An 11726-nucleotide genomic window follows, 5' to 3' on the forward strand; every position below is an offset into this window, starting at 1 on the left:
GTGTTCCTGCGGCGCCGTTGCGGGGGCTCCGCCCCCGAACCCCCGTGCCTCGAACGCCGGAGAGGCTGGATTGTGCACAGTGGACCCATGGAGCACAGAGGCCTCGACGCGTACGGGTACTTCGAGCGCGAAGGCTCGCTCGGGCAGGTGCAGGCCGAGTTCCGGGGGCTCGTCGCCGCCGCGCGGGAGCGGATCGCGGAGGCGTACGGGCGACGGCTGCACAGCGCCTACCTGTACGGGTCCGTGCCGCGCGGCACGGCCCGGCCCGGGCGGTCCGACCTGGACCTGCTGATCGCCCTGCAGCACGCACCCGGCGGGGAGGACCGCGACACCACCGAGGCACTGGCGCGCAGCCTCGACGAGGAGTTCGCGGAGATCGACGGGGTCGGGATCCTGCTGTACGGCAAGGACCGGCTGCTGAGCGAGCAGGAACGTTACGACCTGGGCTGGTTCCTCGCCTGCCTGTGCACCCCGCTGCTCGGCGCGGACCTGGCCGAGCACCTGCCCCGCTACCGACCGGACGGCCTGCTCGCCCGCGAGACCAACGGCGACCTCGCCGAGCTGCTGCCCCGGGTGCGCGAGCGGATCCGGGAGGCGGCCACGCCGGAGGAGTACCGCAAGCTGTGCAGGGGCGTCTCGCGGCACCTCGTGCGGACCGGGTTCACCCTCGTCATGCCGCGGTGGGGCGGCTGGACCAGCGACCTCACCGAGTCGGCGGAGGTGTTCGCGCAGTACTACCCCGAGCGCGCCGACCAGATGCGGGCCGCGGCCGCCGCCGCGCTGGACCCGGTCGCCGACCCGGCCGTGCTGCGCGCCTACGTCGAGGACCTCGGGCCGTGGCTCGCGGACGAGTACACGGCCCGGCACGGGACGAAGACGCCCCGTCCGGCCTAGGGCCTGTCGTCAAACTCCCGTCGTCGCCCGAAGGGCGAGGCAGAAGGGCGAGGCAGAAGGGAGTTTGACGACAGGCCCTAGCGCGCCCGCGGCCCGCTCACTCCGGGTTCCCGGGGATCAGCCCGTGCTCCGTCAGGTACTCCAGCTGTGCGCGTACGGACCATTCCGCGGCCGGCCACAGGGACCGGTCCACATCCGCGTAGACGTGGGCGACGACCGCCTCGGGGGTGGTCAGGCCGTTCTCGACCGCCGTCTCGATCTGCGCGAGCCGGTGCGCCCGGTGGGCGAGGTAGAACTCCACCGCGCCCTGCGCGTCGTCCAGGACCGGCCCGTGCCCCGGGAGGACCGTGTGGACCCCGTCGTCGACCGTCAGCGAGCGCAGCCGGCGCAGGGAGTCCAGGTAGTCGCCGAGCCGCCCGTCGGGGTGCGCGACGACCGTGGTGCCGCGGCCCAGGATCGTGTCGCCGGTCAGGACCGCCCGGTCGGCCGGCAGGTGGAAGCAGAGCGAGTCCGCGGTGTGGCCGGGCGTCGGAACCACGCGCAGTTCCAGGCCGCCCGTGCGGATGACGTCCCCGGCGGCCAGGCCCTCGTCGCCCAGGCGCAGGGCCGGGTCCAGGGCGCGGACCTTAGACCGGGTCAGCTCGGCGAAGCGGGCCGCGCCCTCCGCGTGGTCCGGGTGTCCGTGGGTGAGGAGGGTGAGCGCTACCCGCTTGCCCTCCTTCTCGGCGGCGTCGATCACCGCGCGCAGGTGTACGTCGTCCAGCGGGCCGGGGTCGATCACCACGGCCAGGTCGGAGCCGGGCTCGGAGACGAGCCAGGTGTTGGTGCCGTCGAGGGTCATCGGGGAGGCGTTCGGGGCCAGGACGTTCACCGCGCGGGCGGTGGCCGGTCCGGAGGCGACCATTCCGCGGGGCTGGCCGGGCAGGGCGGCGGCATCCGTCATGCGGGGGCTCCTCCCGGGTTCTCGGGGCCGGGCTCCGCCGGAGCGGGCTTCTCGCTGCCGGGCTCCGCCGGGGCGGGCCGGGCGGGGCCCGGGTGCGTGAGGCGGACGCGCTTGGTGAACTCGTCGTGGCCCGGCCAGCTGAGCACGAGCTCCCCGCCCTCCAGGGCGGCCCGGGCGAGGACCGGGGTCAGGTCCTGGGCCCCGGCCGCGGCGAGGGCCTCGGCGGGGCTCCCGTACGGCTCCAGGGAGCGCAGGGTGGTGATGGTGGGCGGCATCATCAGCAGCTCGCCCTTGTCGTAGCCGGCGGCGGCGTCGGCGGGACGGATCCAGACCGTGCGGTCGGCCTCGGTGGAGGCATTGCGGGTGCGCTGGCCTTCGGGGAGGGCCGCGACGAAGAACCAGGTGTCGTACCGGCGCGGCTCGAACTCCGGGGTGATCCAGCGGGCCCACGCGCCGAGCAGGTCGGAGCGCAGGACGAGGCCCCGGCGGTCGAGGAACTCGGCGAAGGACAGCTCACGGGCGACCAGGGCCGCGCGGGCGGCCTCCCAGTCCTCGCCGGTGGTGTCGCCGACGACGGTGTCCGCGGACTCGCCCGCGAGCAGGACCCCGGCCTCCTCGAAGGTCTCGCGGACGGCTCCGCAGACGATCGCCTGGGCGGTGGCGGGGTCGGTGCCCATCCGCTCGGCCCACTCGGCACGGCTCGGGCCGGCCCAGCCGATGCGGTGGTCCTCGTCGCGGGGGTCCACGCCGCCGCCGGGGTACGCGTAGGCGCCTCCGGCGAAGGCCATCTCGACCCGGCGGCGCAGCATGTGCACGGCGGGGCCGTCGGGGGTGTCGCGCAGCAGCATCACGGTGGCGGCGCGCCTGGGTTCCGTCGGGGTGAGCGCGCCGTCCGCGAGCGCGCGGATCCGGTCGGGCCACTCCGGCGGGTACCACTGACCTCCTGCGGAGGTCTCTTGCTGACCGTACTGACCATTCGGCATGGCGGGATGCTACGGCCATCCGGGCCGATGTTCGAGGGGTGCCCTCGGAGACCCCGCTGCGCGGGGGCGCTGCCCGGCTGCGGAGGTGCCGCCTGCGCGGGGCGAAGTCCCCGCAGCGACCCTTGCCGCTGCGCGGGGCGAAGTCCCCGCAGCGACCCTTGCCGCTGCGCGGGGCGAAGTCCCCGGCCCGCCCTTCCACCGTTCCCCGGGCGCTGCCCGGACCCGCAAAGACCCTGGGGCTCCGCCCCAGACCCCGGTCCTCAAACGCCGGACGGCTGAAAAGCAAACGCCGGAGGGGCTGAATTTGCCCTGCGGGCAAGATTCAGCCCCTCCGGGGCAGACGCTGAGGTCAGGCTCGTCAGGCTCCCGGGACCAGCTCGACCTGGATCTCGATCTCGACCGGGGCGTCCAGCGGGAGGACCGCCACGCCGACCGCGCTGCGGGCGTGGACGCCCTTGTCGCCGAGGACGGCGCCCAGCAGCTCGCTCGCGCCGTTCAACACGCCCGGCTGGGCGGTGAAGTCGGGGGCGGAGGCGATGAAGCCCACCACCTTCACGACGCGCGCGATCTTGTCGAGGTCGCCGACGACGGACTTCACCGCGGCGAGCGCGTTCAGCGCGCAGGTCGCGGCCAGTTCCTTGGCCTGCTCCGCCGAGACCTCGGCGCCGACCTTGCCGGTGACCGGCAGGTTGCCCTTGACCATCGGGAGCTGGCCCGCGGTGTACACGTAGGCACCCGACCGGACGGCCGGCTGGTACGTGGCCAGCGGCGGGACGACCTCGGGCAGGGTCAGGCCGAGTTCGGCCAGCCTCGCCTCGACGACTCCGCTCATGCCGCCTTCTCCCGCTTCAGGTAGGCCACGAGCTGCTCGGGGTTGTTCGGCCCGGGGACGACCTGGACGAGCTCCCAGCCGTCCTCGCCCCAGGTGTCCAGGATCTGCTTGGTGGCGTGGACCAGCAGCGGGACGGTCGCGTATTCGAACTTCTTGGTCATGGGAGCGAGCGTAGTGCCTGCCGTGCGGGGCCCCGCCACCACCGCCGCCGCCCGGGAGGAATTAGGCTCGGGCCCTGTGAGCAGGCTCCAGGTGGTCAGCGGCAAGGGCGGCACCGGCAAGACCACGGTCGCCGCGGCACTCGCGCTCGCCCTCGCACGCGAGGGCAGACGGACTCTTCTGGTGGAGGTCGAGGGCAGGCAGGGCCTCGCCCAGGTCTTCGGGGCGGAGGCGCTCCCCTACGAGGACCGGAAGATCGCCGTCGCCTCGGGCGGCGGGGAGGTCTACGCGCTCGCCATCGACGCGGAGCGGGCGCTCCTGGACTACCTCCAGATGTTCTACAAGCTCGGCTCGGCCGGCCGCGCCCTCAAGAAGCTCGGCGCCATCGACTTCGCGACGACCATCGCGCCGGGCCTGCGGGACGTGCTCCTGACGGGCAAGGCCTGCGAGGCGGTCCGGCGCAAGGACAAGGCCGGCCGTTTCGTCTACGACCACGTGATCATGGACGCTCCGCCGACCGGGCGGATCACCCGCTTCCTGAACGTCAACGACGAGGTGGCGGGCCTGGCCCGGTTCGGGCCGATCCACAACCAGGCGCAGGCCGTCATGAAGGTGCTCAAGTCCCCCGAGACGGCCGTGCACCTGGTCACCCTGCTCGAGGAGATGCCCGTCCAGGAGACCGCCGACGGGATCGCCGAACTCCGGCAGGCGGGCCTGCCGGTGGGGCGGGTCGTCGTCAACATGGTCCGGCCGCACCACCTCGACGAGGACGCCCTGCGCGCCGCCGCCGGCGAGCGGCGCTCCGATGTCTCCCGGGCGCTGTCCCGGGCCGGCCTCGGCAGCGCCCGGCGCGGCGGTCTGGCCGAACGGCTGGTGGACCCGCTGCTCGCGCAGGCCTCGGAGCACGCGAGCCGGGTGGAGCTGGAGCGCACCCAGCGCACCGTACTGGCGGGGCTGGACGTGCCGACGTACGAACTCCCCCTGCTCGGTGCGGGGATGGACCTGGCCGGGCTCTACGGGCTCGCCGCGGAGCTCCGGAAGCAGGTGGGCGAGGAATGAGCGAGGCCCGGACCATGAAGGCGACGATGGACGCTCCCCCGCGGCTCGACGTCGACCGACTGCTGGACGACCGGCAGACCCGGATCATCGTGTGCTGCGGGGCGGGCGGGGTCGGCAAGACCACCACCGCCGCGGCGCTCGGGGTGCGGGCGGCCGAGCGCGGGCGCAAGGTGGTCGTCCTGACCATCGACCCGGCACGCAGGCTGGCCCAGTCGATGGGGATCGACTCGCTCGACAACACCCCCCGCAAGGTCTCCGGGGTGTCCGGGGACGGCGGCGAACTGCACGCCATGATGCTCGACATGAAGCGGACCTTCGACGAGATCGTCGAGGGCCACTCCGACCCCGAACGGGCGCAGGCCATCCTCACCAACCCCTTCTACCAGTCCCTGTCGGCCGGCTTCGCGGGCACGCAGGAGTACATGGCGATGGAGAAGCTGGGGCAGCTGCGGGCCCGGGACGACTGGGACCTGATCGTGGTGGACACCCCGCCGAGCCGGTCCGCGCTGGACTTCCTGGACGCGCCGGGGCGCCTGGGGTCCTTCCTGGACGGGAAGTTCATCCGGGTGCTGATGGCTCCGGCGAAGGTGGGCGGCCGGGCGGGGATGAAGTTCCTCAATGTCGGCATGTCGATGATGACGGGCACGCTGAGCAAGCTGATGGGTGCCTCGCTGCTGAAGGACGTACAGACCTTCGTGGCCGCCATGGACACGATGTTCGGCGGCTTCCGCACCCGCGCGGACGCGACCTTCCAGCTCCTCCAGGCTCCCGGTACGGCCTTCCTCGTGGTCTCCGCGCCCGAACCGGACGCGCTGCGCGAGGCCGCGTACTTCGTCGAGCGGCTGGCCGCGGAACGGATGCCGCTGGCCGGGCTCGTACTGAACCGGGTACATGGCAGCGACGCCGAACAGCTCTCCGCGGAGCGGGCGTTGGCCGCCGCGGAGAATCTTGAAGAAGGCGGCATTGTGGATCAGGAGTCCGGGAAAGCTGGACTTCGTGACTCCACGGAAACCGACACGGAGACGGACACCGACACCGCCGCCCGCACCGAGCGAGAGATCGGCGCCGACACCGTAGACGCCGGCGCGGACGCCGACGTGGACGTGATCACGGCAGGACTGCTGCGCCTGCACGCGGAGCGCATGCAGGTCATCGCGCGCGAACAGCGCACGCGTGACCGCTTCACCTCGCTGCACCCCGAGGTGGCGGTGGCCGAAGTGGCCGCCCTGCCCGGCGACGTGCACGACCTCGCCGGGCTGCGGGCCATCGGAGAGCGACTCGCGGCCGGGGTTCCGGCCGGAGCGTAGGCGTTCCTACGACGGGTGCCCAGGTGGTCTACCCGGCTGCCGCGTACGTCTCGTACGGAACACCGATCTCCTCATCGTCATCCATGGTGAGGATGCCCGTACTGCGCTCGTACTCCGTGCGTGCGGTTTCGAGCAGTCGCCTCCACGAGGTGACGGTGGGACGCCGGCGCAACAGCGCACGTCGCTCCCGCTCGGTCATTCCGCCCCACACTCCGAACTCGACACGGTTGTCGAGCGCGTCGGCCAGGCACTCGGTCCGCACCGGACATCCGGTGCACACCGCCTTGGCCCTGTTCTGTGCCGCTCCTTGAACGAACAGTTCATCCGGATCGGTAGTGCGGCAGGCTGCCTGCGCACTCCAGTCGGTAACCCAGCCCATCCCGGCGCCGTCCTCTCCCGAATCGAGGCTCCCCCACGGCGGTAGCGGCATATTCACCGCTGCCAGTTGAGGACGTTACGGAAGGTGGGCACAGTGCAACACCCCCGACGGGCCCAATCTTGAATGGTCCGAACGGACTATGGGTAAGCGGCAGATCACCCGACGGAGTGATCCTGCGACATGCCCGACCATTCCGGCGATTTGGGTGAAATCGACGAGGCATGCTGATCACAGGAGGCGAGATTCGGACATGCGTCCACCCCATTCGGGAAGGGTGAAAAACAAGCCGAGGGGTTGATGTCCCACCGCACTGCTGTGACAGTTGGGGACAGCTTAGGCCAAGGCATTCGCGCGTGTCCGGCGAATGAGAACGTAGGCTGCCCTCTATGGGAAAGAAGCGCTCGGGCGGCGGGCTCACGGGGCCACAGCAGGCCGCCAAGTTCCTCGGTGTGTCCGTTCTCTCCGGAGTTGTGCTCGCGGGCATCGCGATCCCGGGCGCCGGCGCCCTGGGGCTCGCGGCCAAGGGCACGGTCGAGGGGTTCGATGAGATCCCGGCCAATCTCAAGACACCTCCGTTGAGCCAGCGCACCACGATTCTGGACTCCGAGGGTGGCTTGATCGCCACGGTCTATTCGCGTGACCGGCAGGTGGTCCCCATCACGGCCATCTCCCCGTACATGCAGAAGGCCATCGTCGCGATCGAGGACTCCCGTTTCTACGAACACGGCGCGATCGACCTCAAGGGCATCCTGCGTGCGGTCAACCGCAATGCCCAGGAGGGCGGGGCGGCGCAGGGCGCATCGACGCTGACGCAGCAGTACGTGAAGAACGTCTTCGTCGAGGAAGCCGGCGACGACGAGACGAAGGTGCGCGAGGCACAGGAGAAGAGCCTCGGGCGCAAGATCCGCGAGCTGAAGTACTCGATCCAGGTCGAGGAGGAGCTCGGGAAGCAGAAGATCCTCGAGAACTACCTCAACATCACGTACTTCGGGCAGCAGGCGTACGGAATCGAATCCGCGGCCCAGCGCTACTTCAGCAAGCCCGCCAAGGACCTGACCCTGGACGAGTCGGCGATGCTGGCGGGCGTGGTGCAGTCGCCGAGCCGGTACGACCCGGTGAACGACTCGCAGGAGGCGACGAAGCGCCGCAACATCGTCCTCCAGCGCATGGCCGACGTGAAGAACATTTCGCAGGCCGAGGCGGACGCGGCGAAGGCGAAGCCGCTCCAGCTGAAGGTGACCAAGCCGAAGAACGGCTGCATCACCGCAGTCAAGGGCGCGGGCTTCTTCTGCGACTTCGTGCGCAACACCTTCCTCGACGACACCGCCTTCGGAAAGACCCGCGAGGAGCGGGCGAAGGTCTGGAACCAGGGCGGCCTGACGGTCCGCACGACCCTGGACCCGCAGTCGCAGGACTCCGTCAACGAGTCCATCAAGGACCACGTGGACCAGGACGACAAGGTCGCGACGGCCGTCACCCTCGTCCAGCCCGGCACCGGGCGGGTCCTCGCCATGGGCCAGTCCAAGCCGTACGGCTTCGGCAAGAACGAGACCCAGATCAACTTCTCGGTGGACAAGAAGATGGGCGGCTCGAACTTCGGCTTCCCGACCGGCTCCACCTTCAAGGCGTTCGTCGCGGCCGCGGCCCTCGAGGGCGGGCTGCCGCCGACGAAGATGTACCAGTCCCCGTACGACATGGACTACCCGAGCCCGGTGCGGACCTGCGGCGACAAGCCCTGGGTCAACACCGGCAGCGCGAAGGTGGAGAACGAGACCGAGTCCGAGGTCGGCCCGTACGGGATGAAGGAGGCGATGGCCAAGTCGGTCAACACCTACTTCGTCGAGATGATCTCCGAGATCGGCCTGTGCCCCGTCACCGAGATGACCACCAAGCTCGGCGTGATCCCGGCCAACGGCGCCAAGCTCCCCGAGGTCCCGGCCATCGCACTCGGCAGTGAGGGCATGTCCCCGCTGACCATGGCCAACGCCTACGCCACCTTCGCCAACCGCGGCGTGTACTGCACCCCGGTCTCCATCGAGTCGATCACCGACTCGCACGGCAAGGCGCTGACGGTGCCGAAGTCCAAGTGCGGCCGCGCGATGACCGAGCGGACCGCCGACACCATCAACACGCTGCTGCTCGGCGTGGTCGACTCCGGTACGGGCCAGCAGTCGGGTCTGACCGACCGGCAGAGCGCGGGCAAGACGGGTACCACCGACAGCCGTTACAACGCCTGGTTCGTCGGCTACACCCCGAACATGTCCGGCGCGACCTGGGTCGGCTCCGGCGGCGCCAAGCAGGTGTCGATGGAGAACATCACCATCGGCGGCCAGTACTATGACAAGGTCTTCGGCGGTGGCCTGCCCGGCCCGATCTGGAAGCAGGCGGTCTCCGGCGCGCTCTCCGGCCGCGAGGCCCCCGGCTTCACCACGGTGAACATCCCCGACACCCCGAGCCCGGCCGCCGGCGGCAAGCCCAGCGGCAAGCCCAACAAGCCGGCCAAGCCCGGCCGCGACGGCAAGCCCGGTGACGGGCGGCCCGGCGGGGCGACCGCCGCCGGCCCCACCGGCGGGAACACGGGCGGCACGGGCGGCACCGGCGGGGACGACCCGCTCGGCGGGATCACGATCCCGCCGGGGTTCATCGGCGGCCGCGACTAGGCGCCGTGGGCCCCGTAGGCCCCGTAGCGAAAAGCGAGGGAGGGCCCCCACCAGATCCGCATCCGGATCGGTGGGGGCCCTCCCTGTTTCCCTTGCGGGAACCGCGTACGCAACCGCGCACGGAACCGCGTACTAGGACAGGTGCTTCTTGACGGCGGCGGCGACGCGCCCGCCCTCCGCCAGACCCGCGACCTTCGGGTTCACGATCTTCATCACGGCGCCCATGGCCCGCGGCCCCTCGGCGCCCGCCGCCTTGGCCTCCTCGACGGCCTGCGCCACGATCGCGTCGAGCTCGGCCTCGCCGAGCTGCTTGGGGAGGTAGGTGTCGAGGAACTCGCCCTCGGCGGTCTCCCGCGCGGCCTGCTCGGGACGGCCACCCTGCGCGAAGGCATCAGCGGCCTCGCGGCGCTTCTTCGCCTCCTTGGCGATCACCTTGAGGACTTCCTCGTCGGAGAGCACCCGGGCTTCCTTGCCCGCGACTTCCTGGTTGGTGATGGCGGAGAGGGTCAGGCGCAGCGTGGACGAGGCGAGCTCGTTTCGCGCGCGGATGGCGGTGGTGAGGTCTTCCTGGAGCTTGGCCTTGAGCGTGGTCATGCCCCGAGTCTGCCAGGTACGGGGGCTCCGGCGCCCGCCGGTTTCCCGGCGTGCTTGCCGGGTCTGCGAACATGAGGGCATGCGTGCGCGTTACGGAGTACCCCTGAAGGTCACCGCCGGCATCGCCGCGGCCGGGGCCGCCGGTCTGGCCTATGCCGCCGGTTTCGAGGCGCGGTCCTTCCGCCTGCGCCGGGTCACGGTCCCCGTGCTCCCGCAAGGAATGCGCCCGTTGCGCGTCCTGCAGGTCTCGGACATCCACATGGTCGGCGGGCAGCGCAAGAAGCGCGCCTGGCTCCAGTCGCTCGCCGGGCTGCGCCCCGACTTCGTGGTGAACACGGGCGACAACCTCTCCGACACGGAGGGCGTGCCGGAAGTGCTCGACGCGCTCGGCCCCTTGATGGACTTCCCCGGCGTGTACGTCTTCGGCTCGAACGACTACTACGGGCCCCGGATGCGCAATCCCGGGCGCTACCTGATCGAGAAGACCCAGGGTCGGCACGGGCTGAACGGCAACGCACCGGTCGTCGGAGCCGTCCACAACCCGTGGGAGGGGATGCGGGACGCCTTCGACGCGGCCGGCTGGCTGAACCTCACCAACACCCGGGGACGGCTCAAGCTCGACGGGCTGGAGCTGGCCTTCACCGGCCTCGACGACCCGCACATCAAGCGCGACCGGTACGCGAAGGTCGCGGGTGGGCCGGAGGCGGACGCGGACTTCTCGATGGCGGTCGTCCACGCCCCGTACCTGCGCGTCCTCGAAGCCTTCACCGCCGACCGGTACCCGCTGATCCTGGCCGGCCACACGCACGGCGGGCAGCTGTGCATCCCCTTCTACGGGGCGCTCGTCACCAACTGCGACCTGGACACCAAGCGGGTGAAGGGCCTCTCGACGCACGAGACGCAGGGGCAGCGCGCGTACCTCCACGTATCGGCGGGCTGCGGGACCAACCGCTTCACCCCGGTGCGCTTCGCGTGCCCGCCCGAGGCGACACTGCTGACGCTCACCCCGAAGGCCTAGGGCGGGCGGTCGCGCCGGGTACGTTGACAAGATGATCACACCCGGCGCACTCCGTCACACGACCGTCGCCTTCCGCGCGCTGATCGCGGCCGCGGCCGGCACCGGCCTGGTCATCGAGTGCGCGTACGGCAGCGTGCCCGTGGTCCTGAGCTTCTTCACGATCTGGACGAACATCCTGGTCGCGGTCGTCTTCGGACTCTCCGCCCACCGCGTCCGCCGGCGCGAGCCGGACGTGGCCCCCTTCTGGCGGGGCGGTGTCCTCCTCTTCATCCTGATCACCGGTCTGGTCTTCCACCTGATCCTGGCCAACCCGTCGAGCCCCTTCAACGTGCTCGAGACCCTCGACAAGCTCTCCGGGGCGAAGGCCGTCTCCAACCAGCTCCTCCACACGGTCACCCCCATCGGCGCGGTCCTGGACTTCCTCTTCCTGACCGCCCCCCGCACCCTGCGCCCGCGCTACGCCGCGCAGTGGCTGGCGTACCCCCTGCTCTACGTGGTCTTCGCGCTGATCCGCGGCGCCCTGCTCTCCCCCGGCGTCCCGAGCCGCTACACGTACCCCTTCATCGACGCCGCCCAGTACGGCTACGCCAAGGTCGCGCTGAACGCGGTGGTCCTGGGCCTCGCCTTCTACGCCCTCGGCCTGGCCCTGGTCGCGGCGGACCGCTACCGCCCGCCGCGCGAAAACCGGATTTCGTCTCCGGCCGAGGGTCCGCTAAAGTAATCGATGTCGCCAGGGCAGCAAGCGCTGCAAGGGTGGACATCGGGGTGTAGCGCAGCTTGGCAGCGCGCTTCGTTCGGGACGAAGAGGTCGTGGGTTCAAATCCCGCCACCCCGACTTCGTAAGACCAGGTCAAGGGTCTGATCCGCATCGCGGGTCAGGCCCTTCCTGCGTCTCTGG

At 71.0% G+C, this 11726-nt stretch carries 12 protein-coding genes and 1 tRNA gene; 7 read left to right on the plus strand and 6 right to left on the minus strand.

The window, feature by feature from the left end:
• Positions 1 to 87: 87 nt before the first annotated feature.
• A complete protein-coding gene (locus ACFVX6_RS03130) occupies positions 88 to 894 on the plus strand; it encodes a nucleotidyltransferase domain-containing protein (RefSeq protein WP_389687375.1) in 807 nt (268 codons plus the stop codon).
• Between the two features lie 97 nt (positions 895 to 991).
• On the opposite strand, the gene ACFVX6_RS03135 is transcribed toward ACFVX6_RS03130, so the two are convergent.
• From ACFVX6_RS03135 to ACFVX6_RS03150, 4 genes are all read right to left on the minus strand, one after another.
• Positions 992 to 1837 (minus strand): MBL fold metallo-hydrolase, encoded by an 846-nt coding sequence (locus ACFVX6_RS03135; protein ID WP_389687377.1) that lies wholly within the window; start codon positions 1835 to 1837, stop codon positions 992 to 994.
• Positions 1834 to 2820, minus strand: coding sequence for an NUDIX hydrolase (locus ACFVX6_RS03140; protein ID WP_389687379.1), 987 nt, complete (start codon positions 2818 to 2820; stop codon positions 1834 to 1836). The genes ACFVX6_RS03135 and ACFVX6_RS03140 overlap by 4 nt, the downstream gene beginning before the upstream one ends.
• Positions 2821 to 3178: 358 nt before the next feature.
• Complete coding sequence (locus ACFVX6_RS03145) at positions 3179 to 3652, minus strand: RidA family protein (RefSeq protein ID WP_250745361.1); 474 nt, start codon at positions 3650 to 3652, stop codon at positions 3179 to 3181.
• On the minus strand, positions 3649 to 3813 hold the full coding sequence (locus ACFVX6_RS03150; RefSeq protein ID WP_112447450.1) for a DUF4177 domain-containing protein: 165 nt from the start codon (positions 3811 to 3813) through the stop codon (positions 3649 to 3651). Before ACFVX6_RS03150 ends, ACFVX6_RS03145 begins: the two co-directional genes overlap by 4 nt.
• A 76-nt stretch (positions 3814 to 3889) precedes the next feature.
• Here ACFVX6_RS03150 and ACFVX6_RS03155 point away from each other — a divergent pair, with 76 nt between their 5' ends.
• Together ACFVX6_RS03155 and ACFVX6_RS03160 are read left to right on the plus strand one after the other, a co-directional pair.
• Positions 3890 to 4870, plus strand: coding sequence for an ArsA family ATPase (locus ACFVX6_RS03155; RefSeq protein ID WP_389687381.1), 981 nt, complete (start codon positions 3890 to 3892; stop codon positions 4868 to 4870).
• A complete protein-coding gene (locus tag ACFVX6_RS03160; protein ID WP_389687383.1) occupies positions 4867 to 6177 on the plus strand; it encodes an ArsA family ATPase in 1311 nt (436 codons plus the stop codon). The genes ACFVX6_RS03155 and ACFVX6_RS03160 overlap by 4 nt, the downstream gene beginning before the upstream one ends.
• 28 nt (positions 6178 to 6205) lie before the next feature.
• Here the strand turns inward: ACFVX6_RS03160 and ACFVX6_RS03165 are convergent, their stop codons facing one another.
• A complete protein-coding gene (locus tag ACFVX6_RS03165) occupies positions 6206 to 6556 on the minus strand; it encodes a WhiB family transcriptional regulator (RefSeq protein ID WP_250745358.1) in 351 nt (116 codons plus the stop codon).
• 386 nt (positions 6557 to 6942) lie between these two features.
• Between ACFVX6_RS03165 and ACFVX6_RS03170 the strand changes: the two genes are divergently transcribed.
• Positions 6943 to 9216 (plus strand): transglycosylase domain-containing protein, encoded by a 2274-nt coding sequence (locus ACFVX6_RS03170; RefSeq protein ID WP_389687385.1) that lies wholly within the window; start codon positions 6943 to 6945, stop codon positions 9214 to 9216.
• Positions 9217 to 9348: 132 nt separating this feature from the next.
• Here the strand turns inward: ACFVX6_RS03170 and ACFVX6_RS03175 are convergent, their stop codons facing one another.
• The gene (locus tag ACFVX6_RS03175) at positions 9349 to 9810 is read right to left on the minus strand and encodes a GatB/YqeY domain-containing protein (protein ID WP_243330535.1); all 462 of its coding nucleotides are present in this window, start codon (positions 9808 to 9810) and stop codon (positions 9349 to 9351) included.
• A 79-nt stretch (positions 9811 to 9889) separates the two neighbouring features.
• Here ACFVX6_RS03175 and ACFVX6_RS03180 point away from each other — a divergent pair, with 79 nt between their 5' ends.
• From ACFVX6_RS03180 to ACFVX6_RS03190, 3 genes are all read left to right on the plus strand, one after another.
• Positions 9890 to 10828 (plus strand): metallophosphoesterase, encoded by a 939-nt coding sequence (locus ACFVX6_RS03180; protein WP_389687387.1) that lies wholly within the window; start codon positions 9890 to 9892, stop codon positions 10826 to 10828.
• 31 nt (positions 10829 to 10859) lie between these two features.
• On the plus strand, positions 10860 to 11549 hold the full coding sequence (locus ACFVX6_RS03185; RefSeq protein ID WP_389687389.1) for a Pr6Pr family membrane protein: 690 nt from the start codon (positions 10860 to 10862) through the stop codon (positions 11547 to 11549).
• Between the two features lie 40 nt (positions 11550 to 11589).
• Positions 11590 to 11663 (plus strand) — tRNA-Pro (locus tag ACFVX6_RS03190).
• Positions 11664 to 11726: the final 63 nt, after the last annotated feature.

This window comes from Streptomyces sp. NPDC058289, from assembly GCF_042880975.1.
GTDB classification, from domain to species: domain Bacteria; phylum Actinomycetota; class Actinomycetes; order Streptomycetales; family Streptomycetaceae; genus Streptomyces; species Streptomyces stoeckheimensis.

Bases quoted from the DNA above. Each gene is read 5' to 3' on its own strand.
- ACFVX6_RS03185 (WP_389687389.1), top strand. From the start codon at position 10,860: ATGATCACACCCGGCGCACTCCGTCACACGACCGTCGCCTTCCGCGCG.
- ACFVX6_RS03135 (WP_389687377.1), bottom strand. From the start codon at position 1,837: ATGACGGATGCCGCCGCCCTGCCCGGCCAGCCCCGCGGAATGGTCGCC.
- ACFVX6_RS03180 (WP_389687387.1), top strand. From the start codon at position 9,890: ATGCGTGCGCGTTACGGAGTACCCCTGAAGGTCACCGCCGGCATCGCC.
- ACFVX6_RS03150 (WP_112447450.1), bottom strand. From the start codon at position 3,813: ATGACCAAGAAGTTCGAATACGCGACCGTCCCGCTGCTGGTCCACGCC.
- ACFVX6_RS03165 (WP_250745358.1), bottom strand. From the start codon at position 6,556: ATGGGCTGGGTTACCGACTGGAGTGCGCAGGCAGCCTGCCGCACTACC.
- ACFVX6_RS03170 (WP_389687385.1), top strand. From the start codon at position 6,943: ATGGGAAAGAAGCGCTCGGGCGGCGGGCTCACGGGGCCACAGCAGGCC.
- ACFVX6_RS03160 (WP_389687383.1), top strand. From the start codon at position 4,867: ATGAGCGAGGCCCGGACCATGAAGGCGACGATGGACGCTCCCCCGCGG.
- ACFVX6_RS03145 (WP_250745361.1), bottom strand. From the start codon at position 3,652: ATGAGCGGAGTCGTCGAGGCGAGGCTGGCCGAACTCGGCCTGACCCTG.
- ACFVX6_RS03175 (WP_243330535.1), bottom strand. From the start codon at position 9,810: ATGACCACGCTCAAGGCCAAGCTCCAGGAAGACCTCACCACCGCCATC.
- ACFVX6_RS03140 (WP_389687379.1), bottom strand. From the start codon at position 2,820: ATGCCGAATGGTCAGTACGGTCAGCAAGAGACCTCCGCAGGAGGTCAG.
- ACFVX6_RS03130 (WP_389687375.1), top strand. From the start codon at position 88: ATGGAGCACAGAGGCCTCGACGCGTACGGGTACTTCGAGCGCGAAGGC.